General features: G+C 42.1%; 23 protein-coding genes and 1 pseudogene. 14 read left to right on the top strand and 10 right to left on the bottom strand.

Translation table 11 applies throughout. The features are described 5' to 3' along the window. The first annotated feature begins 34 nt into the window (after positions 1–34). On the top strand, positions 35–355 hold the full coding sequence (locus tag K8B83_RS18890; RefSeq protein ID WP_223418668.1) for a hypothetical protein: 321 nt from the start codon (positions 35–37) through the stop codon (positions 353–355). 80 nt (positions 356–435) lie between these two features. On the opposite strand, the gene K8B83_RS18885 is transcribed toward K8B83_RS18890, so the two are convergent. The 9 genes and pseudogenes from K8B83_RS18885 to K8B83_RS18845 form a co-directional block, all read right to left on the bottom strand. Further along, the gene (locus K8B83_RS18885) at positions 436–780 is read right to left on the bottom strand and encodes a hypothetical protein (RefSeq protein ID WP_223418666.1); all 345 of its coding nucleotides are present in this window, start codon (positions 778–780) and stop codon (positions 436–438) included. Between the two features lie 22 nt (positions 781–802). Further along, positions 803–1651 carry a TIR domain-containing protein gene (locus K8B83_RS18880; protein WP_223418664.1) on the bottom strand — a complete coding sequence of 283 codons (849 nt, stop codon included), beginning with the start codon at positions 1649–1651 and terminating at the stop codon, positions 803–805. Between the two features lie 202 nt (positions 1652–1853). Further along, positions 1854–3398, bottom strand: coding sequence for a recombinase family protein (locus tag K8B83_RS18875; RefSeq protein ID WP_223418662.1), 1545 nt, complete (start codon positions 3396–3398; stop codon positions 1854–1856). Positions 3399–3432: 34 nt separating this feature from the next. Continuing rightward, positions 3433–3684 (bottom strand): annotated as a pseudogene (locus tag K8B83_RS18870) (FKBP-type peptidyl-prolyl cis-trans isomerase N-terminal domain-containing protein); the annotation flags it as partial. A 112-nt stretch (positions 3685–3796) separates the two neighbouring features. Then, a complete protein-coding gene (locus K8B83_RS18865; protein WP_223418661.1) occupies positions 3797–4153 on the bottom strand; it encodes a DUF1294 domain-containing protein in 357 nt (118 codons plus the stop codon). A 20-nt stretch (positions 4154–4173) separates the two neighbouring features. Continuing rightward, the gene (locus K8B83_RS18860) at positions 4174–4800 is read right to left on the bottom strand and encodes a YceI family protein (RefSeq protein ID WP_188739469.1); all 627 of its coding nucleotides are present in this window, start codon (positions 4798–4800) and stop codon (positions 4174–4176) included. Between the two features lie 28 nt (positions 4801–4828). Continuing rightward, positions 4829–5998 (bottom strand): DUF418 domain-containing protein, encoded by a 1170-nt coding sequence (locus tag K8B83_RS18855; RefSeq protein WP_223418659.1) that lies wholly within the window; start codon positions 5996–5998, stop codon positions 4829–4831. A 161-nt stretch (positions 5999–6159) separates the two neighbouring features. Beyond that, positions 6160–7047, bottom strand: coding sequence for a prohibitin family protein (locus K8B83_RS18850; protein WP_188739470.1), 888 nt, complete (start codon positions 7045–7047; stop codon positions 6160–6162). Between the two features lie 47 nt (positions 7048–7094). Continuing rightward, entirely contained in the window at positions 7095–7574 is a 480-nt protein-coding gene (locus K8B83_RS18845) for a hotdog fold domain-containing protein (protein ID WP_188739471.1), read from the bottom strand. A 186-nt stretch (positions 7575–7760) separates the two neighbouring features. On the opposite strand from K8B83_RS18845, the gene K8B83_RS18840 reads away from it, so the two are divergent. The 13 genes from K8B83_RS18840 (at position 7761) to K8B83_RS18780 (ending at position 21063) form a co-directional block, all read left to right on the top strand. Continuing rightward, on the top strand, positions 7761–8660 hold the full coding sequence (locus tag K8B83_RS18840) for a DUF368 domain-containing protein (RefSeq protein ID WP_308419217.1): 900 nt from the start codon (positions 7761–7763) through the stop codon (positions 8658–8660). Positions 8661–8997: 337 nt separating this feature from the next. Next, positions 8998–9960 carry a YbgA family protein gene (locus K8B83_RS18835; RefSeq protein WP_188739472.1) on the top strand — a complete coding sequence of 321 codons (963 nt, stop codon included), beginning with the start codon at positions 8998–9000 and terminating at the stop codon, positions 9958–9960. Positions 9961–9971: 11 nt separating this feature from the next. Continuing rightward, positions 9972–11405 carry a deoxyribodipyrimidine photo-lyase gene (phrB, locus tag K8B83_RS18830; RefSeq protein ID WP_188739473.1) on the top strand — a complete coding sequence of 478 codons (1434 nt, stop codon included), beginning with the start codon at positions 9972–9974 and terminating at the stop codon, positions 11403–11405. Positions 11406–11643: 238 nt separating this feature from the next. Beyond that, a complete protein-coding gene (locus K8B83_RS18825) occupies positions 11644–12855 on the top strand; it encodes an NnrS family protein (protein WP_188739474.1) in 1212 nt (403 codons plus the stop codon). Positions 12856–12941: 86 nt separating this feature from the next. Next, a complete protein-coding gene (locus tag K8B83_RS18820) occupies positions 12942–14351 on the top strand; it encodes an ammonia-forming cytochrome c nitrite reductase subunit c552 (protein ID WP_188739475.1) in 1410 nt (469 codons plus the stop codon). A 318-nt stretch (positions 14352–14669) separates the two neighbouring features. Beyond that, on the top strand, positions 14670–15068 hold the full coding sequence (locus tag K8B83_RS18815) for a nuclear transport factor 2 family protein (protein ID WP_223420118.1): 399 nt from the start codon (positions 14670–14672) through the stop codon (positions 15066–15068). After that, entirely contained in the window at positions 15068–15844 is a 777-nt protein-coding gene (locus K8B83_RS18810) for an SDR family NAD(P)-dependent oxidoreductase (protein WP_188739477.1), read from the top strand. Before K8B83_RS18815 ends, K8B83_RS18810 begins: the two co-directional genes overlap by 1 nt. Next, the gene (locus K8B83_RS18805) at positions 15845–17113 is read left to right on the top strand and encodes an NAD(P)/FAD-dependent oxidoreductase (protein ID WP_188739478.1); all 1269 of its coding nucleotides are present in this window, start codon (positions 15845–15847) and stop codon (positions 17111–17113) included. Then, complete coding sequence (locus tag K8B83_RS18800; RefSeq protein WP_188739479.1) at positions 17110–17922, top strand: DUF1365 domain-containing protein; 813 nt, start codon at positions 17110–17112, stop codon at positions 17920–17922. The genes K8B83_RS18805 and K8B83_RS18800 overlap by 4 nt, the downstream gene beginning before the upstream one ends. A gap of 109 nt (positions 17923–18031) precedes the next feature. Further along, complete coding sequence (locus K8B83_RS18795; RefSeq protein ID WP_188739480.1) at positions 18032–19270, top strand: SAM-dependent methyltransferase; 1239 nt, start codon at positions 18032–18034, stop codon at positions 19268–19270. A gap of 24 nt (positions 19271–19294) precedes the next feature. Then, positions 19295–19813, top strand: a complete 519-nt coding sequence (locus K8B83_RS18790; protein WP_188739481.1) for a DUF2878 domain-containing protein — start codon at positions 19295–19297, stop codon at positions 19811–19813. Continuing rightward, positions 19810–20454 (top strand): chalcone isomerase family protein, encoded by a 645-nt coding sequence (locus tag K8B83_RS18785; RefSeq protein WP_188739482.1) that lies wholly within the window; start codon positions 19810–19812, stop codon positions 20452–20454. Before K8B83_RS18790 ends, K8B83_RS18785 begins: the two co-directional genes overlap by 4 nt. Before the next feature lie 111 nt (positions 20455–20565). Beyond that, on the top strand, positions 20566–21063 hold the full coding sequence (locus tag K8B83_RS18780; protein WP_223420116.1) for a DUF3833 domain-containing protein: 498 nt from the start codon (positions 20566–20568) through the stop codon (positions 21061–21063). Positions 21064–21746: 683 nt separating this feature from the next. Here the strand turns inward: K8B83_RS18780 and K8B83_RS18775 are convergent. Continuing rightward, positions 21747–21926, bottom strand: a complete 180-nt coding sequence (locus K8B83_RS18775; RefSeq protein WP_188739484.1) for a hypothetical protein — start codon at positions 21924–21926, stop codon at positions 21747–21749. Between the last annotated feature and the right edge of the window lie 1735 nt (positions 21927–23661).

Raw genomic sequence — 23661 nt, 5'->3', positions numbered from 1 at the left:
TGAAATCGTTATCAAGCGAAGTATCAGGTGATTTATGGATAATCAAATAATACTGACATTAATAGTCACTGCTATTTTTGCAGTTATTGGTTATCTAGCTAAATCAAAAATAGGGGATATGGAAAGCAAAGTTAGTGACTTGGAAAGGCACAACCAAAAGCACTCAACACAACAAGCGGTTGATGATGATAGATGGAGGCGTCAAGACATTACTAACAAGAAAGTGGATGAGGGGCAGAGTGAAATGGCTGTGGTTAAGAACCAAATCGGTACATTGCACTCACATATTGACGACATTAAAGCTACTCAAAAAGAAATGAATGGAAAGCTTGATGAGCTTTTACAGCGTAAATAAAAAAAGGCCAGTAGCATAAAAGTTACTGGCCTTTTTGCTCTAATAAAAAGTAGGACTAGTACACATAAAATGATCTTTTGTTATTTTTTACAAGCCTCTTTTCCAACGTAATACGCAATGGATTTTTCAAATATTGGTGCCATTTTGGCATCAGGCTTTGAAGCGTTCATGCTATCTATTGTTTCACCTGAGCCTATATATTTTACAGTTTCGTTAGAACAGTTATATAAACGCTTTGAAAAGCTTGTACCACTTGAACCAACACGCTTAGTAACAATAATAGCTTCATCACCAGATCTAGATTTTTCTAGTACCGTGTAGCTAGCTTTAGGATCAGAGGGTATATTTAGTTTTATTTCAGCAGCTTCCAAAGTTATAGGTGATCCTAAAAAAACTAGAATAGCTATTGATGTAATCTTTTTCATTTTTCATTCCTTGAATAGTTGTTTATATTTTTGCTGAATCAATCTCATATTCAGCAGCACGTAACTCACGTATTAATGAAAGTTCCCAACTCGACTCATCGATATAGACAACTCCACTAATATCACTTGGTAACTCAATATCACCTTTAACAAAGGTTACGACATTTTCCCTACCAATCTTGCCCATTAAAAAACCATGTTCAAAAATAACGTTTTGACGAGCTCTATTTCCTAACTCACCATTTGATGCTTTAGATTTCACTTGCCCTAAATCGTCAGGGGTATACAGTACTATCGCAAATCCAACATCTTTTGTGTGATGTTCTAGCTTTTCGATGATTGTTTTATTTCTACTAGCTTGAAACTGTAGAATGATTGGTTCAAAGCTATGTCTCCACAAAAATGATTCAATATTAGAACGAACTTCACTATCATGACCATGTACGATAAATACTTTTTTGGATTTTGCTTTTACTTCAACGTCAGGTGATGATGTCATTTTAGGAACTTCCTTGTTGATTGGCGTGAAATCATATTCATCATTTTGAATATCGAGGATTAGTGACTCAATATAAGCAAGTAAACCTTTCCCATCGTTAATCCAAAATATCTCTAAATCACTTTTGTTTGTAGAACCAAACATAGCAATCTTCTTGAACATTCCATTGAATCGTACTTGTTCTGTTGGTATGTATTCCTCAAGAAAAGTTGATACAACCTTTCTCCATGCGACAAGGCGTCGAGCACCAAACTGTGAGCCTTGAGATTCAAATGCGTGTGCTACATCCCTATATAAACGGGTTTTGTGTTGATCTAAATACTTAAGAATCACTTCTTTTGTTTGATTATCAATAATCTCTTGCTTGTCCATCCATGCCTCACAAAATAATACTATTAAAAGCATTCTATCGCTTTAAGCAAATATGGCAAGAAATAGGGGAGGTAACTAACTGTTTTAAAATGGAGTAGTGTAAATATGAGGCGTTGATCATCTATTAAGTGATGAAATACAGAAATGCAACTTTGCTAGCATTTCAGTATCAGCTAGCAAAGTTCTTAGTTTTTATACAAAGTTAAATATTTTGAGCTTGGGTATGCCAACCGCTAGGTAGTTCACTGTCAGCTGACGCGTTTTTAATGCTTTTTCTATAGCCTTTAATCTGCTTGATACCAAAGCTTTCATTTTTAAAATGTACTTCAAAGTTGATATCTTTAGCATCACTATTGATTACGATTTTGTTAATAACTTTTTGAAGCTCTAGGTTAACAAGTCGTCTTAAATCTATATTCTCAGGATCAAGGGCTAACTTAGTTTCGATTCGCTCAAGTTGAGGCTTAGTGCGTGTGTCTTCCAAACGGAATAGTTCAGCCTTGGCTTGAGTAAGCTGATCTTCAATATCCTCATACATCGCTATAGCGCGTGAGTTACCTTTGGATACTAGCACTAGTAAGTTTTGAGCTTGTTCATTAAGCTGCGTTATTTGTGCTTGTTTATCTGATATTTCATCACGCTTATCTACTTGTAGCTTGCTAAATCGTAACGATCTAAACCAGTTTAATATAGTGTATTCAGTATCAGGTAAGTTGATTGCTTTAGCCTTACATTGACCAGTGCCAGTACGGCCACTACATCGCAGATACATCATTCTAACCTTGATGCCATTTCTAGTAGTGTTGCTCATGTTAGGTTGGTATGTATATCCGCACTTTCCACACACTAACAAACTAGTGAATATGTTTTGCATCGCGTGAGTTTTAGTTTTTGTAGTGACGCGATTTATCCTTATTTGTTGAGCTTTGTTGAAAGTATCTATAGTGATAACAGCAGGGTAGTAGTCATATAAAATGTTGTCTTTGTGCGCATTTGTTGTGCTTACAAATGCACCATAAGTTGATGGTGATTTTATGATTCTAACTATTCGCTGTTCATTCCATACTGGTTTATGTTTGTGTGCAGCATCTCTATAAACAGGATATTCGATATTTTCAGATGTTAATGTTTTAGCTATGACGCCACCACCACATCCATTGATATACATTTGAAAAATACGCTTTATTAGTTCAGCTCGTTCAGGAATGAGTTCAATCTTTCCATCTTTAACTTCCATCCAAACTGGTACTAAACTGGTTATAACCTTACCTGTTTCGGATGCTTTTTCCCTAGCTGTTTTGTAAGCTTGTTTAGCTCTAAGTGCTTTTACTTTTGATTCATTATGAGCGCGTTCCATTACTGCAATAGCAATGTGTATTTTGTGAGTATCTTCGCGATTATAAACAACACCAGTTGAAACTTCATGGACTTCAACACCACTGTTAATAATGTCTATTAAACGAGGTAAAGCATCCATTGTATGCTCACGACCTAAACGATCTAATGACTCAACTACTAATGCGGCAGGAGTATTTACTTTGCCTGTTTTGATAGCGTCTAGGAACACACCTAAACGTCCTTGCATTTGTCTGCCGTGATAGCCTGATGCAATGTCTTGAAAGCTGTCTAACTGTATTTCAAGACCTATGCTGTTAGCGTATGCATGTGTTAGTTCAAGCTGTCTATCTAGTCCATCACCTTTTTTCTGTATCTTAGTACTTATGCGGCTGTATATGTATGCTTTCATTTTAACTTACTCAAGTTGTTAACTGTAGTTGTAAGTTTATGCGCGTGCCATGATAGTGTACCGTCACCTTACTGTTGGCTTTTGGGTGTTCTGTGTTATCGCTTTTGGTGAGGACTTCATACTGCAAACCTGACAAGGTTTGTACTACGCCTTCGCGTTTTGCATTTTCAGCTAAAAACTGCTTACCTTTTTCGATGTTTTCTTTCGCTGCTTTTGAGTTGTTTGCCTGAGTAAAAAAATAAAAAATCACTCCAGCAATGACCACCACGGCCAAAATCATACGCATAGTCGCTCTCTACTATTGGTTTTATGTAGCATGAGTTTACCGTAAAACAACCTAGGCTAACACTGCTGGTGTAGCCAAAACCACAAGAACACTGGCGTTTTATATTCTGAGTTCAGGCAAATGAGTATTGCAATTTGAACCATGAATAAAATAAATAGCTCGCAGCGCTAACCATTACGATATTGGCTAATATGCAGCACCATAAAATACGAATAAACGATGCCTTTTGGGTTTTATGACGAAAGTGGTGTTGGCCTAGCAATGCGCCAGGCCAGCCACCGAGTAAGGCGGCAGCATGTAATGTTTTTTCACTGATCCGCTGATGACTTTTTATTGATGCGCGCTTGTCGATGTAATACAAACCCAACGTGAGTAAGTTAAGTATCAAAAATGCTACGCCAAGCCAAAGTTCAATAAGTGTACTGTTGAGTGTCAATATCACCAACATTAGCCAAGCAAATTTATTCATATGAATGATTATCTTATGGGTTATTGTTTTAAAAATTCAGCGTAAATCTCGAGTTGCACTTCGTCGCCAACTAACGGAATGTAACTTGCCATATCAAAATCTGAGCGTTTTATGGTGCCTGTTGCACTAAATCCCAAGGTGTATTTTCCTGTCATCCAATTATCTGCACCACCATGAAAACGAGCAATAAAACTGACAGGGCGGGTAACACCATGCAAGGTGAGTTGGCCATAAAATTCAAATTGTTCATCTACTAAAGGGTTAACGCCTTGGCTGATAAATAGGGCTTGAGGAAATTGTTGGCTGTCAAACCAATCGCTGCCTTGTAAAGTGTCGGCTAAGTCTGGGTTGTTGACATCAATTGAAGGGATATCGACCAGCGCCTGTAAACGGGATGTACTGATATTTTGCGGATCAAAACGTAAGCTGGCATCAAATTGGTTAAAGCGTCCTAAATAGGTCGATAACCCTAAATGTTGTATTTTAAATATTAATGCCGCATGGTTTGGGTCGAGTTTATATTGGCCGGTTTCCAGTGTGGCGAGATCTGCGTTAACCGAGGGTGCCAGCCAGCTAACACAGCTACTGAGACTAAAACACAGCGCGAAGCTTAAGCCCAACGCTAATGAACGAGACGTGATTTTCATGGTGCTGTGTCCTTAATATTGCTGTCGATTATCCACGTGTTAACACCAAATAACGCCAAAGCTTTTCTAACGGCCCCTGGTTAAAGTGGCGTAAATACACCTGCGCTAACCCTAATTGCACCATGCTGTAAATAATGGCAATAGAGAGATAGCCAATACGGTCGAGTTCTTGCTGCCATTGCGGGGCAAAGTAACGCAAGAGTAAAATGCCGACGATTGACTGTAATATGTATAAGCTAAAAGCTAATTTGCCGACATTTTGCAGTGCTGTTAAACGGTTTGGTTTGTTGCGGCAAACTAGGCAAATAATATGGATGTACACCAAAGCACAGGCTATGGCACTGAGCAGTAAAACCACATCAGAAAAACTGACCAGCATGGGGTTTTCACTGAAACTAAAAAGTGAGTCAATTACCGACAATAATACAGCCCAAAAAATGCATTTTTTGACTGTGATATTATCAAAACCGTGACTAAATACCTCTCGTTTATACAGCGCCATGCCAAGTAACATCAGCCCAGCAATAAACCACATTAGCGTGAGTGGAATGACCAAAATCATGTATCCAAACATCATTAAATGCATTAATAATTGCTCAGAATAACTGCCTGTCCATGCCGATAATTGTTCAATAAATAAAGCTGAACCACGCAGGTACACCTGCTCGTCTGGCGTTAGTGATATCAACGCGATAGGAATAAGCGACAAAAAGATAAACCATTTAGCCTGCCTCATTAACGCATCTGCATCGAGATAGCGGTATTTAAAAGCCAGTAATCCACTGACACCATACGACAGTAAAATATCGCCCGGGAAGATAAAAACCCCGTGAATAACCCCAAATAGAATCAACCAATATAAACGCCACTTTTGTTGTTTAAGTGACTTTTGTGCTGACGGCAGTGCTAACTGAGATTGATATTTTTCAAATTGAATTAACATACCCGCGCCAAAAATGATGGCGAATAAGCTAAAGAAGCGTCCTTCTAAGAAAAAGTTACTCGTAAGCTCTATGGCAATATCGCTAACCGGCTGTACAGCATGGGGGGCATAGCCATAAAAGCTATTGCCCATAAAATAGATATTTAAAAAGAAAATACCCAGCACACCCACACCACGAATGGCGTCAAGGTTGGCTAGACGTTTTTTGGGCGTTGGCTCGCTATGTTCATCCATGTTGGTGTTACTGTTAATCACAGAATTCCTTATATAATACGCGACCACTAAATGTTAAGTTGAGGTTGATTACATCATCAATACTGTAAACATGCCAGTCAATCAGATTTCACCATAATAAAAAAAAACCAAGCACTTAGCTTGGTTTTTACTGCGGGTTATTCTTTAACGCTGTAGAAGCGTTATTTCGTTTTTTGTACTTCTAAAAACGGAATCGTACCCGTTGGCAGCATGGTGGTTGGCAGCTTGCCATCCCAGCGCTCAGCTTTGGTCAATTCAACTAAATTTTGGTTTTGCGCTAACGCTTCTGCACGGATTTTAATTGCCGAGGCTTCAGCGTTACCCTTAATACGAATACTTTCAGCTTCTGCAATCGCGCGGGCTAATTGTGAGTCTGCTTCAGCCTGTGCTTGAGTGACCGCAATTTGTGCGCTAACACGTTCTTTTTCAAGATTTTGCAATTGTGTTTGCACTTCGACTTCGGCGCGCATTCTGTCTTCTACTGACTTTTCGTACGCATTAGAAAAGTCGATATTCTCAATCTGTACTGAGGTAATGGTTACCGGACCTTTAATTGATTTAGTGATAGCCTCGGTCACATCAATACCAAACTTAATCCGCTCCTGTACTGCAGAAATCGCCGTATATTTACCAAATATGTTCTCCACTTGCGTCGGTACTTGGCGATCGAGTAGTCGCGACACCATAGAGTCGATGCCTTTAAACTTGGCATAGACTTCTTCAACGCGATCGGGCGGCACACTAAACGTCACTGACGCGCGCAACGTTGCGGGTTGTTGATCGCGGCTATAGGCTTGTAATGCTTGATAGCTTGCGGTGTGCGTTTGAGTTGAGATTTTTACAACAGTGTCCATTAGCGGAATTTTAAATCCAAGCCCAGGTTCAGCCGTGTCGATAATTTTACCGTTGCGCAATAACACACCACGCTCACCTTGGTCGATCGTATACCAGCTGCCGTACAAGCCAATAAGTAATATTAGCAATATCGACACAGGAATAATTTTACCTAAATGGTTGGTGCTGACTTTTGAAAGATCGTTTTTTAACATTGTGCTTCCCTAGCAAAAAATAAAATGAATATCATTTTATGGATGTTTTAGTGTTTTTGGGGTTTTTCAGAAATCCACAGCTTAATATGGCCCTGTACTACCACTATACCGTTCGTGTCATAGGCTTTTACGTCGACTAACATATCACCGACTTGCCACTGCTCTGGTTTTACCTCTGCGACACATAAAATGTCGGTCCCTGCTTTGGCGGTATAGTCTACCGACATACCTTTAGGGATCCAGCGTAAATGAGCTGGAATGGAGGCTTCAGCCATGGTGCCCATTGCCATTTCTAAGCCATTACAAATTGCAATCACGTGCACGGTACCAATATGGTTTTGCACTTTTTTACGTTTTTTAATAAGACATTCACAACGATTAACTTTTAAGTCGCTAATGTAAGGGTGAATGGTGCCAAAATAAGGTGCCATGCGGGCGACCATTTTAGAGAAAATGTGTTTTCCAAGAGGGTATGATGTCACTTTTTTGTAAAGCGACATGACTTTGTTAGGTTTTGTTGGTGTCATATAAAACTCTTTTCGTGTGAGAAAAACTATCTGGTCGGACGAGGTTAACATTGTTGTAACCTTGGGTGAAGTGACAACCACTCTTTTTCATCGCTCATTTGCTTAGCTACAGGTATAATTTTGCTAGCGTTGTTTATTTAAGGATAAATTTTGAAATCGAACCTGTTGTTGAATTATATCAAAGGCATGGCCATGGGAGCGGCTGATGTTGTCCCTGGTGTATCTGGCGGAACCATTGCATTTATTACCGGTATTTTAGACCCGTTGCTAGATGGTATCCGTAAAATTAATTTATCTTTGTTTGGGATTATTAAGCAGCAAGGGATTAAAGCGGCCTTTATGCACATTAATGGTCCCTTTTTAGTCTGTGTGTTTGGCGGCATCTTAACCAGTATTTTTACTCTAGCTAAGTTGATTTCGTGGTTATTAGCAACCCATGCTATTCCGGTTTGGTCATTCTTTTTTGGGTTGATTATCTACTCTGTTGTACACATGGTTAAACAGGTCGACAAATACACCGCAATGCGCATCGTGATGTTTATTCTTGGGGTTGTGTTTGCTTGGTCAATCACGGTATTACACCCAATTGAAATCCAGATAACCTACCTTAACTTCTTCTTTTGTGGCGCTATTGCCATATGTGCCATGATTTTACCTGGAATTTCTGGCAGTTTTATTTTGCTGTTGCTAGGCATGTACCCTGCGGTATTAGCTGCGGCAAAGAGCTTTGATATTGTGTATTTGGCGTGTTTTGCTGCTGGTGCCGCTATCGGTTTGCTGTGTTTTAGCCATGTATTGTCGGCCTTATTGCGTAAGTTTCACGATGCAACCGTGTTGTTTTTAACCGGATTAATGCTAGGTACTTTAGGTAAAATTTGGCCCTGGAAAGAAGTCATTAGCTGGCGTGAAAACAGCAAAGGTGAGCAAGTGCCTTTGCTAGAGCAAAATTTATCGCCGTTTCAGTTTGAGCAGGTTACAGGCGAACCCTCTCAAATTGCCTTGGCGGTTTTGTGCGCCTGTGTCGGCATAGGTTTGGTGTGGGGCCTAGAGTATGTAGGCGGCAAAGCCAAGGCTCAGGCAACCTAAGCTAACTGAAGCTAAGCTAAATTAGGTCATCAAAGCAGAACTTAGGTTCTGCTTTTTTTCGTATTTGCTTTGTTGAGCGATTCTTTACAGCGTTGATGACTGGCATCAATCCATTCGCCTCGATTAGCACGTTTTAGTTTGAATAAAATTCAACCAGCAAAGATTGGCAAGCCTAGTATTACTTCAATTTTTAATAGAAACATATTATTAATAATGAACTTAATTGATTCAAATGTCGTATTGTCAGCCATAATAACTATGCTATTAATCATGGTTAAAGTTACATAATAATTTGCCAATCATAGGCAAAATCTCATTCGGTCCAGGAGTGTAAAGCATGCCAAATACAGCCACATTTGTGCCAGAAAAAATCCAAATTGGGATCAGTAGTTGTCTCTTGGGTAATCAAGTTCGTTTTGATGGCGGCCATAAAAACTCATATTACTGCAAGCAAGAAATTGAACCGTTTTTTGAATACACCACAGTGTGCCCAGAAATGGCCATTGGTATGGGCGCACCACGTAAAAGTGTTCGTCAAATCCGCGATGGCGATATTGTGTATATTCGCAGTGCAGATGGGACCCTAGATGTTACTGATAAGCTCAATGAGTATTCTAAAAATAAAGTAGAAGAGCTCGACTATCTTGGTGGTTATATTTTATGTGCCAAATCACCCACCTGCGGAATGGAGCGGGTTACAGAATATAAAATCGGCACGAACAATGGCTCAAAAACCGGCGTTGGTGTTTTTGCTAAGGCATTAATGGAACGCTATCCATTTTTACCGGTAGAAGAAGAAGGCCGATTGCATGACTTACCCATCCGAGAAAACTTTTTTACTCGCGTGTTTGCCTACAACGATTGGAAAAAGATGATTGAGTCGGGCTTAACTAAGCACAAATTGATGCAATTTCATTCGCGTTACAAATATTTACTGATGGCGCACAGCCCTAAATGGTATCGCGAATTAGGCCCAATGTTGGCTGACATTCAAGATTTAGAGCAAACCGCACAACAGTATTTTGAGGGCTTTATGACGGCACTTAAAATCATCGCGACGCGTAAAAATCACACTAGCACCTTGCAGCACATTCAAGGTTATTTTAAGAAGCAATTAAGTGCAGATCAAAAAGAAGAACTGACCGAATCAATTTTAAAATACCGTCAGGGATTACTGCCTTTACTTGTGCCTATTACCTTGATTAACCACTATGTTCGTGAGTTTCATACTCCTTATATTGAAGATCAAGTGTATTTAAATCCGCATCCTGAAGCGTTAAAACTTCGTTATGCATACTAGGTTGAGGGTTAATGATTAACATGAATAGCTTGATGTGGTTTAGACAAGATTTGCGCGTTGCCGACAACCCTGCGTTAGTGGCGGCTTGTGAGTTTGCCAAGCAACATCAAGGCAATGTGAGAGCCCTATACATAGTGACGCCACAGCAATGGGCGCAGCATGATGTTGCGCCTATTCAGATTGATTTTATTGAACGTCATGTCAATTTATTAGCTCAGTCGCTTGCAGCATTAGGCATTGCATTAGACGTGCTGCATTTACATTGGTTTAGTGATACCCATGCAGCATTGAGTGATTATTTGCAACAACACAACATCAGTGCGGTGTTTGCAGGAAGTGAGCCCGAAATAAATGAACGACGCCGCGATGCTCTGTTAATCGAGCAGGGCGTACCACTGAGATTACTCGAGCAAGATTGTGTGCTTGCAGCCGGCGACGTGTCAAATTTGTCGGGTGACATGTACAAGGTATTTACACCATTTGCTAAAAAATGGAAAAGTATCACCTGCCAACGAGCCATATTGCCAGTTGCCGCGCCGGCACCCGTTGCGCCAGCATTAGCACAACCTGAGGCTATTGTGTTTGAGTGCAATAAACGCAGTAGTGAGCAATGGGCTGCAGGCGAGGGGGCTGCCAAGCGTATTTTAGATCAGTTTTTAGCCAGTCAAGTTGCCGACTACCAAAACGAAAGAGATTTCCCTGCGCTGGAGGGCACCAGTCGTTTATCGCCTTTTTTAGCTCTGGGTGTTATTAGTTCGCGCCAATGTGTTGCGGCTGTTTTAACGCGTTACCCTGAAGCATTAGTTGACGATACCAGTCCAGCTAAAACCTGGCTCAACGAGCTTATTTGGCGAGAGTTTTATCGCCATTTGCTGGTGGCGTTTCCACGGTTGTCGATGGCACAAAACTTTAATGAGTTAGGTGATGGCATTGTGTGGCGCAATAACCTTGAGGAGTTTCAAGCCTGGTGCGAAGGCCGAACTGGTTACCCGATAGTCGACGCCGCAATGCGTCAGTTAAATCAAACCGGCTGGATGCATAATCGTTTACGCATGGTGGTGGCCAGTTTTTTAACCAAGCATTTGTTGGTAGATTGGCGTTGGGGCGAGCGCTATTTTAGGCAACAATTGATTGACGGTGATTTAGCCGCTAATAATGGCGGCTGGCAATGGTCGGCCGGAACCGGTTGTGATGCGCAGCCTTACTTTAGGGTGTTTAACCCCATGACCCAAAGTAGCAAGTTTGACCCCGATGCCAGCTTTATTAAACGCTACATTCCTGAAATTGCCTCCTGGTCTATTAAAGATATCCATGAGCCTAAATCGGTTAATATGCACGACTTATTTGCCCAGCCAGATAATCAAGGGTATCCCAAGCCAATTGTTGAACACAAAATGGCACGCTTAAGAGCCATTGAAGTGCTAAGTGCATTAAAGCGCGGTTAGTTTCCTCATTAATCCTTTCTCGCTAATCCCCGTAGATATCGTTTTATATAAAGCCAGCACCCGTTTTCGGTGTTGGCTTTTTTGCGTTAGATCACACTATGACCTGCCTAGTTTGCATTAGCGATGAGTAATGATTGAAGTAACATAATGGGCAGCATACAATAGCCTTACTTAAAGATTTATATATAATGCATGTTTAAATCTTGTGCTCTTAACTCACTAAATGAGTGTGCTACTTATGCTAAATATTGATGATCCTGCTGATGTTGATAACACCCCTGCAATCTGGCGTTTAGGCTTTAGGCCGTTTTTTCTTGGTGGGGCTGCTGTGGCTGCGCTGTATATTCCACTGTGGTTAATGGGCTGGTTTACGCCGCAATATAGCTTATTTAACAGTGAGTTTTGGGCTAATGTTGTGCCGTTATGGTGGCATCCACATGAAATGTTATTTGGTTTCGCCATGGCAATTGTGTGTGGTTTTTTACTGACCGCAGTGCAAGCCTGGACTAATCAACCGACCATTAAAGGCCGAAGTTTGATGCTGACATTTGCTTGTTGGTTAATCGCCAGGCTCATGCTGCTATTACCCATGAATATTCCATTAGTGCTTCCGGCACTCTTTGACAGCTTATTTTTAGGCTTCAGTGCGTTTGCATTATGGCGTTGTATCTATCCGGTTAAGCAATGGCGAAATATCGGGTTTCCTATTCTGCTTATGGTGGCTCTGGTGGTCAATCTAGCCAGTTACTATGCATTATACCAACGAGACTTTTCGCTTTCGACTCAGCTATGGCAAGCCATGATTTGGTGGCTAGCGTTAGTGATTACCATTGTGGGGGGACGAGTCATTCCGTTTTTTACCGCCATGCGTATTCAACAACCCAAGCCAGATCCCATAAGTGTATTAGAAAATACATTATTATTGGCCATGGGATTATTGTTTTTACAAGCAATTACACATTGGTTTCCTAAAAGTGTAGAGCAAGTGTTATTGGCGGCGGCTGGTGGATTACACCTTGTTCGTTTTGCTCGATGGCAAGCGCATAAAACCTTGAAAGAGCCTATGTTATGGTCTTTGCATTTGGCGTATGTGTCATTGCCAATCACGCTTATTTTGATGGCAATTAACATTAACAACGAATATGCCTATCGAACCTTGTTGCATCTCTTTGCTGTTGGCGGCATTGCAGCATTGTGTTTATCAATGATCTCTCGTGTATCTCTTGGGCATACCAGTCGCAATATTTATCAAGGCCCCAATATGGCGTTTGCATTTATGAGCCTTGCTTTGGCTGCGGTGTTTCGAGCGATTATGCCGCTGCTAATGCCAGAGCACACCCAAATGTGGTTGTGGATTGCTGGGGCGTTTTGGTTTGTTGGCTTTGGTATGTTTGTGTGGTTTTATGCGCCAATTTTAACTCGCCCAAGGCTTGATGGCCGCCCTGGGTAACGCCAACTGATGTGTCACATTTATCTGTTATATCAATCAGGATAAATAAGTGATTAGAGATTACTGATTGGTATTAAGGCAACGGTATGATTAATTTATTAGTAGACGTGATGATGAAAGTTTCTCGGCCATTACGTAGCAAGACAGGGATTACAATACTGGTCGCAGGGCTGGCATTATTGACACTGACCTCTTGGTCTTTACAAAGTGAAGAGCTCGACCCAAATCAGATTAAGTTTCCTAATCAGTTTGCATCTTGGGAGGCCACAGTAGAGCAGGACGAAAGCGAAGATATGTTGGCGCAATATCCTGCCAGTATTATTTTGTGGGCAGGCTCATCTTTTGCCAAAGAATATCATAGCCCACGTGGCCACCAGTTTGCGGTTGCAGACGTTACTCATACTTTACGTACTGGTGTTGCAGTGGCTGAAGGTGACAAAGGCTTATCAGCCAGTTGCTGGACCTGTAAAACACCAGACGCCCCAAGACTGATGAAACAAATGGGGATTGAAGGGTATTCTGGTGCTAATTTTGTCGATTTAGGCCGTGAAATAAAATCGGTCGTGTATTGCAGTGATTGCCATGTCGATGGCAGTGCGGAGTTAACCTTACCTCGTCCATATGCTCAAGATGCCATGGCAAAAATTAAACTGCCATTTGATAAGCAAGACAGCACAATGCAAGGGGCGCAGGTATGCGGCCAATGCCATGTAACGTATTACTTTCAGCCAGAAAAAAGCAATAAGGTAAATATACCGTGGATTTTTGGCAGCACAGCTGATGACATTGAAAAATACTATGACACTCGCCGCTTTTATGAGTGGATCCACCCTATTTCAAAAACACCTATATTAAAGGCTCGTCACCCAGAATTTGAACACTGGAGTCGTTCTACTCACGCTAAAAAAGGGGTGACTTGCATTACCTGTCATATGCCACAAGTGAGCGATGATAAAGGGCAAACCTTTACCGATCATAAAGTGGCTGGCGCCATGGATAATTTTGATAAAACCTGCATTAGTTGTCATAGCAGTAAAACCGCATTAGCCAAGAAACTCGATAACGCTAAAAATGACATAAACGAGCGGGCACGAAATCTAGAGTTATTACTGGTTAAAGCCCATTACGAAGCAAAAGCTGCTTGGGATGCAGGCGCGACATGGCCACAAATGAATGATTCTATTATGGCTATCCGTCATGCGCAGTGGCGTTGGGATTTTGCCATGGCATCACATGGATTATATGCTCATAACCCTAAAGAGGGTGTGGCACTGTTGAGCGTAGCAACAGAGCAAATTACTTATGGTCGTGAAGCATTAGCTCGAATTTTAGCGCAACTTTCGGTTACTCAAGTTGAGTATCCTGATATTTCGACAAAGCAAACTGCCCATGCTGCTATAGGATTTATTGAAGCCGACGCGATTAAAGCAAAACAAGCGTTTATTAAAGACGAAGTGGATAAGCATTGGCATCCGGTGGCTAAAACCGGTTATTAATTTGCTTTGTTAACCCTTTGAATAACCACACGCCCGAGCCTAGCTTGGGCGTTTTGCTATTTATCTACCATAGTGATCTGTATTTTACCTTATCTCGTATTATCTCTTAATTAAATAAGTCTGAATTTGAATGCATGAAACACTTTGATCTTATTGTGATTTAAGGCATTGTTTATTTTATGCTCACAAGAATAGCATTAGAGGAGTTGGTTAATGCAAGGTGCACAATCGGTAGTTGATATATCAGCTGAACCATCAAATGGCGTAAATGCAACGTCTAGTCATGGCTACCCTGCTATTGTAGATGCATTTATTAATATGTATCAGCAACTTAACAAAGACAATTTGCATTTGCTACGCCAAGTTTATCGCGACGATATCGCTTTTCGCGATCCTATGCATCAGGTTAATGGCATCGACGATCTCACTCGTTACTTTGCCAATATGTACCTTAACGTTACCCACATTGAATTTAATATTAAAGAAGTGGTTGTGAGTCATAACAATAGCCAGGCGGCATTATATTGGACCATGACTTATTCGCACCCTAAGTTAAACAAAGGCCAGCAGATTCAGGTTGACGGCATGTCGCAACTTAAGTTTGATGACAAAATCTATGCCCATCGCGACTATTTTGACCTTGGGCAAATGTTGTATGAACAGGTGCCATTTTTAGGTGGGTTGATTGGTCTGTTAAAAAATCGGGCGGCCAAGTAATGGTGATGACAACCGCTAAAACGCCGGCAGTACTCATCACTGGTGCTAGCTCAGGCATCGGCTTTGCGTTGGCAGAATATTACCTTACTCAAGGTATGCAAGTGATTGCTTGTGGTCGTAACCGCGAGGCGCTGCAAAACATTAGCGGCGCGACACCACTTGCATTTGATATTACCGACAATGCACAAGTGCAAATTGCGGCCACTGAACTTAAGCGGTTGTTGCTCGATAACCATTGGCAATTACAGCACGTGATACTCAATGCCGGCAGTTGCGAATATATCGACGATGCATTGCATTTTGACTCGGCATTATTTGCCCGAGTGATTAACACTAATGTGATTGCGATGGGTTATTGTCTAGAACATTTTTTACCGTTACTTAGCCGTGGCGCTCAACTTGGGTTGATGAGTTCAAGTGCGACCTACTTACCGTTTCCTCGGGCTGAAGCTTATGGAGCATCAAAAGCGGCGATTAGTTATCTAGGTCGCAGTTTACGGGTCGACTTGGCCGAGCACGATATTGGCGTGAGTGTTATTTGCCCAGGATTTGTTAAAACTCCTTTAACCGATAAAAACGATTTTGCCATGCCAATGCAAATTACTGCTCAGCAAGCAGCAGTGGCTATTTATAACGGCATGCAACGCCAACGTAATGAAATTCACTTTCCGGGCAAATTTACCTGGTTACTTAAATTGGCTTCGTTATTACCAGAGTCATTGCTGGTGTCTTTACTAGCAAAGAAAAATAACAAAAATAGCACTAAGGATGATTAAATGAAAAATATCGCCGTGATCGGTACGGGTATTTCTGGCTTAACTTGCGCACATCTATTGAGCCGCAAACACAATGTTACCGTGTTTGAAGCTAATGATTATATTGGCGGACACACAGCAACGGTTGATGTTGAAGTGGCAGGTAAGTCGTATGCCATTGATACCGGTTTTATTGTATTTAACGACCGTACTTACCCACGATTTGAAAAACTCATGGAGCAGCTCAAAGTTAAATCCATGCCGACTGAAATGAGTTTTAGTGTAAACAACGCCATTACAGGGCTTGAATATAATGGTCATAATTTATGGAGTTTATTTGCCCAACGCCGAAATTTATTCCGCCCCAGCTTTTATCGATTCCTTGGCGAAATCGTGCGCTTTAATAACGGCTGTAAAGCGATTTATGAAGCCGACAACTACCCTAACGCCACATTGGGTGAATACCTAGATCAAAACAACTTTTCTGCCTTTTTTTGCGAGCATTATATTTTGCCCATGGGCGCAGCAATTTGGTCTTCCAGTATTGATGATATGCGCAGTTTTTCATTACGGTTTTTTATTCGTTTTTTTCAGCACCACGGTCTGCTCAACATTAATGACCGCCCACAATGGTATGTACTTGAAGGCGGCTCACGCAGTTACATTCCGGCATTAACCGCCCCGTTTAAAGAGCGCATTCACCTTAACTCACCCGTTACAGGCATTAAACGCAGTGACGATGGCGTGCAGGTGCAAGTGTCTCATGGCGAGTGGCAACAGTTTGATGATGTGGTATTAACTTGCCATAGCGATCAAGCATTAGCCATGCTTTGCGATCCAAGCCAAGACGAGACAGATATATTGGCACCAATGGCCTATCAAAATAATGAGGTCGTGCTTCATACTGATATTAATGTATTGCCAAAACGCAAAGCGGCTTGGGCAAGTTGGAACTATCGTCTTGATGGTAAAAATGAGTTAGATGTTGCCCAGCGTCCAGCGAGCGTCACCTATAACATGAACATATTGCAGCGTTTACCCAAAGATGCGCCAACCTTTTGTGTGACGTTAAATCAAACTGATTTAATTGATGAAACTAAAATCTTACGTAAATTTAATTATGCTCATCCGGTGTTTAATGACGCCAGCATGAAATCTCAAGCTAAAAAAGCGCTAATCAACGGAAAACGTCATACTTATTATGCGGGCGCCTATTGGCACAATGGTTTTCATGAAGACGGGGTGCGAAGCGCAGTTGACGTATGTAACTTATTTGGGATCACCTTATGACATTAACATCATCGCCACAGACCTTACATAGCGGCATTTATACCGGTACGGTGAGCCATCGTCGCCACGTGCCTAAAGTGCACAGTTTTGGTTACAAGTTGGCGATGATGGCAATTGATTTAGATGAAGTCGATGCCATATGTGCCAGCAGTAAGCTGTTTTCGACAGACAGGTTTACTCCGCTTAAATTTAAACCAAGCGACTACCTTAACGAATTGGATAAGCAATTTGCTGATGCATTCGTGTTGCCGCCAGCCTGTCATGGTGATGATGCCAGTGCGTTAAAACACCGGGTGTTAGCCACCATTAAGCATTTAGGCGCGAGCCAAGTATGCGATAAAGTGATTTTTTCGGGGCAAATTCGTCATTGCGGATTTTATTTTAGCCCGGTGAATTTTTATTTTTGTTACCACCAAGATGAAATGGTTTATATGCTGGCAGAGGTAAGTAATACCCCCTGGAATGAACGCCATTGCTATCTAGTGGACATGGCCAATACTACCCACACCGACAAGGTGTTTCATGTGTCGCCGTTTATGAATTTAGACATGCATTACTTATGGCGAATTACCGCGCCATCTAAGTTTTTAAAGGTGACCATTGAAAACCGCAACGCGAGCAACGATAAACTCTTTGATGCTGGTGTGGTGCTTAAACGCCAGGAGATAAGCGCGAAAAGTATCCGAGGTTTTATGCTGCATTTTCCGCTGATGACAGCAAACATTATGTTAGGTATTTATTGGCAGGCATTAAAGCTATTTTTAAAACGTATTCCTTTTGTGAGTAAACAAGCCACCAAAGCTTTGTAATTTGAGCACCCATAGCCAACAATCAATTGTAAACCAAATGGACAACTGCAGCGTATAAACACTTAATAAGGTTAAAAAGCCTATAACAGTGATGAACTGGAGACAAAAAATGGAAAATACGGCCACAGAAAGTAGCATGGCTCAAGCTGGTTTATCAGACAGTCTTGCAAGAAAGATTTTATTACGTGCACTGGCGCATCTTGCAGAAGGTCATTTAACAATTGTCGATGGGGCGGATACCGCAGCTTTTGGCGACACTAAAAGCGATATTCATGCCGTAATGCAAGTTAGGCATGCTAGTTTTTACCGTCAGGTAGTATTTGGGGGCTCAATTGGTGCCGGTGAAGCCTATATTCAAGGCCATTGGTGCAGCCCTGATTTAACAAAAGTGGTGCAAGTGTTTGCGCGCAACTTAGCCTTGCTCGACAACATTGAGCGTTATTTTTCGTGGCTAAGTAACGGCATTAGCCGTGTAAAACATGTGCTAAATCGTAATTCTGAGGCGGGTTCTAAGCGCAATATTTTGGCGCATTACGATTTAGGTAATGACATGTATCAGCAGTTTTTAGACCCAGAAATGATGTACTCAAGTGCGTTATATCCTAGCGATGACAGTACATTAAACGAAGCGCAAATTCATAAACTGCACACCATTTGTGAGCGTTTAGATTTAACCCCTGGGCAAACCCTGCTTGAAGTCGGCACAGGTTGGGGCGCATTAGCCATTTATGCAGCTAAGCACTTTGGCGTTAATGTTACCACCACAACTATTTCTGACGCGCAATATGACTATGCTGTTGCCCGTGTTAAGCAAGAAGGGTTAGAAGACAAAATAACCCTGCTTAAGCAAGATTATCGCCTGTTAACGGGCGAATACGACCGTGTGGTATCAATCGAAATGATTGAAGCGGTTGGTCATGAATACCTCGCTGGGTTCTTCGAAAAGCTACAAAACCTACTCAAGCCCAATGGTCTTATGCTTATTCAAGCCATTACCATTGCAGATCAGCGTTACGACAGCTACCGCAAGGGTGTTGATTTTATTCAACGTTATATTTTCCCTGGTGGTTGCTTACCCTCAGTGAGCGAAATGACCAAACACATTGCCAAAAAAACAGACATGGTCACCTGGTCTGTGAGTGACATGGGTAAAGATTACGCTCGTACGTTAAAACACTGGCATGAAAATTTTGATGCAGCTTACGATAAAATTAAAGCGTTAAATTACGGCGATGACTTTATCAGAATGTGGAAGTTTTACTTAAGCTACTGCGAAGGCGGCTTTTTAGAACGTACAACCAGTACTGTGCACTTGGTTGCCGTTAGGCCGCAATATCGCTTGAAATAAACTTGCTGATGCGACGAGGTGCTTATGCCTAACCCCAAGCTATTTATTATCCTAAACGCGTTATCGTTTCAGTTAGTTTGGTGGGCAGGTGTGCTGGCGGGTAATCAGCTTATTTTATTGTCTATTCTGCTTATTGCTGGGCACTTTCTGTTATCGCAATCGCCCCAAAAAGACGCCCAGTTAATGTGTTTTTGTGCTTTAGTTGGCATGAGTGTCGATACATTATTAACCTGGTTTGGTCTGTTTGTGTTTGCTCAAACGCCTTATTGGTTAGCGTTGCTTTGGTTAATTTTCGCATTAAGTTTGGGTTACAGTTTAGTGTTTTTTCAGCAGCTTAATTTAGTATTACAAGCATTGTTTGGTGGCATATTTGGGGCGCTAAGCTATATCGCAGGTGCTGAGTTTGGCGCGGTAGTGTTACCACACGGTCATTGGTTTAGCGGTATTGTGCTTGCGGTGATCTGGAGTGTGTTGTTTCCCGTATTATTGTTAATAAGTCGCGGTGAATACATGCCTAACATTACACAGAGGACTCGGCAATGAAATCGGTAAATGAAGCAGTTAATGTGACCCGTAATGCCTATCAATGGTTAGTTGAGTTGCTATTTGGTGTTGTAGGGGCCGTGGTAGTGATGCTTGTTGTGGCATTAAGCATAAGCGATGCTATGGCTAATCAAACCTTAGCAAACAATGCGAGTAGCCTTAAAAGTTCCAATGGTGTAAAAAATAGCGTTAGCATGTCAACAGCACCAACGGCTTTATTGCAAGTTGGGGCTGCGAGTATGAGCGTGCTGTGGTTAGATATTTACAGTGCAACTTTATACAGCCTCGACGGTAAATACCAAGCCAACCAACTGCCAATTAAGCTTGAAATAGAATATCACCGCGACATTGAAGCCAAAGATTTAATCGACGCCACTGTTGATCAATGGTTGCACATAGGGTTATCAAAGCAAAAAATTGATGAGTATCACGACCAGTTAGCTCAGGCATGGCCCGATGTGAAAGAGGGCGACAGGTTAACGTTTATGGTGAACTCAGCCACTCAAGCTGAGTTTTTATTTAATGATAAGCCTTACTTTGGCGTGACAAATGCAGACTTTCCTGCTGATTTTTTGGCGATATGGTTATCTGAAAAAACCAGTCGGCCTAAACTGCGTCAGCAATTGATTGGCATGAACTGAACAAACTAAGGTTGAAATATGATAGCTAAAATCACTCCATTTGTGCGCACAACATCGTGGCTAAAAAATTGGCGTCAAACAGCGTTATTTTCACTATTAGTGCTATGCGTTATGTCATGTTCGTCAGCATCGATAGATGATTATGCAGATACCACTCCAGGGCTCGATCTAGCAGAATTTTTTGATGGTAAGCTAACCGCTGCCGGTATTGTGCAAGATTTCTCAGGCAAGGTGACACGTAAATTTACCGTAACCATGGAAGCACATTGGAGCGATACCCCACAAGGTAAACAAGGGGTGATCAATGAGTGGTTTGTTTATGATGATGGAGAAAAGCAAACACGAGTGTGGACTATCATCGATAAAGGCAACGGTAAATATCAAGGCTCCGCCAATGACATTTTAGGTATTGCCCAAGGCGAAGCGCAGGGCAGTGCATTGCGCTGGCGTTACGATATGATTTTGCCAGTCGATGGCAGCGAATACGAAGTGCATTTTGACGATTGGATGTTTTTGGTTGACCAAAATACCATCATTAATAAAAGCGACATTATCAAGTTTGGCGTGACAGTTGCGCAAGTAACGTTAGTGATATCAAAGCAAATGTAAGAGAATGATCTCGTTGAGCATTTGCTAACTGATTTATGGGTAAAAGTGTTTTAGCTACTTTCTCGCCGTCCAACTCTCACGTCGTCCCGGCAATGCTTTTGAGCCGGGACCCAGGCGTTTTACTTTTTATGGTTTTCGGCCACTAACACTTCAGGCTGCAATTCCACCCTGAACGGCCAAATACGGCGTCGTCTCGGCAATGCTCTTGAGCCGGGATCCAGGTGTTTTGTTCTTTATGGCCTGCGGCCACGAATGCTTGAGGCTGCAATTCCACTCTGAACGGCCAAATACGGCGTCGTCCCGGCAATGCTCTTGAGCCGGGATCCAGGTGTTATTTTTTTCTTTGAACTTTTGTGCAGAATTTACTGTGGGTGGCTCTGTTTTATCAAAGTCTTATTTTACCACTGGGTAACGATACTCAATGAAATCACTTCTATGACACGCGGTAAACCCATCCATGGGCGCTCTGCGAAAACATCCATGTTTTCGAAGGTCATAGCCGCGATTACATCCGCCGTATGGGTATCTTCGATTCAACCTTGTTTGTTACTGAAAAATCTAACGCATTTATGGACAAAGCTTATTTGCTACTTTCACATCATCCAACTCTAACGTCGTCCCGGTTGTACTTTTGAGCTGGGACCCAGGTGTTTTACTTTTTATGGTTTTCGGCCACTAACACTTCAGGCTGCAATTCCACCCTGAACGGCCAAATACGGCGTCGTCCCGGCAATGCTCTTGAGCCGGGATCCAGGTGTTTGTTTTACCACTAGGTATCGATACTCAAATGAAATCACTTCTATGACACGCTGTAAACCCATCCATGGGCGCTCTGCGAAAACATCCATGTTTTCGAAGGTCATAGCCGCGATTACATCCGCCGTATAGTTATCTTCGATTTAACCTAGTTTGTAATTTAAAGATCTAACGCATTTATGGACAAAGGCATGTTAGCTACTGTCTCATGGTCCTAACTTTAATATCGTCCTAACTCTCACGTCGTCCCGGCAATGCTTTTGAGCCGGGACCCAGGTGTTTTGCTTTTTATGGTTTTCGGCCACTAACACTTGAGACAGCAATCCCCCCCTGCGCGGCCAAATAGGACGTCGTCCCGGCAATGCTTTTTAGCCGGGATCCAGGTGTTTTACTTTTTATGGTTTTCGGCCAAACCAGATCAAGAGTGGCCAATGGAAATAGGCCAGATAGAGCTATTAACTCAAACAAAAATAAGATGTTAGGCAACGATACTCAATGAAATCACTTCTATGACACGCGGTAAACCCATCCATGGGCGCTCTACGAAAACATCCATGTTTTCGAAGGTCATAGCCGCGATTACATCCGCCGTATGGGTATCTTCGATTTAACCTTGTTTGTAATTGGAAGAACTAACGCATTTCTGGACAAAACTACCTTCTTGTCGTCCCAACTCTAACGTCGTCTCGGTAGTGTTTTTGAGCCGGGACCTAGTGTTTTACTTTTTATGGTTTTCTGCCACTAACACTTCAGGCTGCAATTCCACCCTTAACGGCCAAATACGGCGTCGTCCCGGCAATGCTCTTGAGCCGGGATCCAGGTGTTTTGCTTTTTATGGTTTTCGGCCACTAACACTTGAGACAGCAATCCCCCTCTGCGCGGCCAAATAGGACGTCGTCCCGGCAATGCTTTTGAGCCGGGATCCAGGTGTTTTGCTTTTTATGATTTAGGCCAAACGAGATCAAGAGTGGCCTATGGAAGTAGGCCAACTAGAGCTATTAACTCAAACAAAACTAAGATTTTAGGCAACGATACTCAATGCAATCACTTCTATGACACGCGGTAAACCCATCCCTGGGCGCTCTGCGAAAACATCCATGTTTTCGAAGGTCATAGCCGCGATTGCATCCGCCGTATGGTTGTCTTCGATGCAACCTAGTTTGTAATTTAAGATCTAACGCATTTATGGACAAAACTACCTTCTTGTCGTCCCAACTCTAACGTCGTCTCGGTAGTGTTTTTGAGCCGGGACCTAGTGTTTTGCTTTTTATGGTTTTCAGCCACTAACGCTTCAGGCTGCAATTCCACCCTGAACGGCCAAATACGGCGTCGTCCCGGCAATGCTCTTGAGCCGGGACCCAGGTGTTATTTTTGCTTTGAACATTTGTGCAGGATTTGCTGTGAGTGACTCTGCTTTACTGCTTTATTGTCACACTAGGCAACGATACTCAAATGAAATCACTTCTATGACACGCGGTAAACCCATCCATGGGCGCTCTGCGAAAACATCCATGTTTTCGAAGGTCATAGCCGCGATTACATCCGCCGTATGGTTGTCTACGATGCAACCTTGTTTGTTACTGAAAAATCTAACGCATTTATGGACAAAGCTTATTTGCTACTTTCGCATCGTCCTAAGTCTAACGTCGTCTCGGTAGTGTTTTTGAGCCGGGATTTAGGTGTTTTACTTTTTATGGTTTTCGGCCACTAACACTTCAGGCTGCAATTCCACCCTGAACGGCCAAATACGGCGTCGTCCCGGCAATGCTTTTGAGCCGGGATCCAGGTGTTTGTTTTACCACTAGGCAACGATGCTCAATGCAATCACTTCTATGACACGCG

It is taken from the genome of Shewanella inventionis, assembly GCF_019931735.1.
GTDB classification, from domain to species: domain Bacteria; phylum Pseudomonadota; class Gammaproteobacteria; order Enterobacterales; family Shewanellaceae; genus Shewanella; species Shewanella inventionis.
Note: the sequence above shows the minus strand (reverse complement) of the source record. Positions and strands in the feature narration are given on the sequence as shown.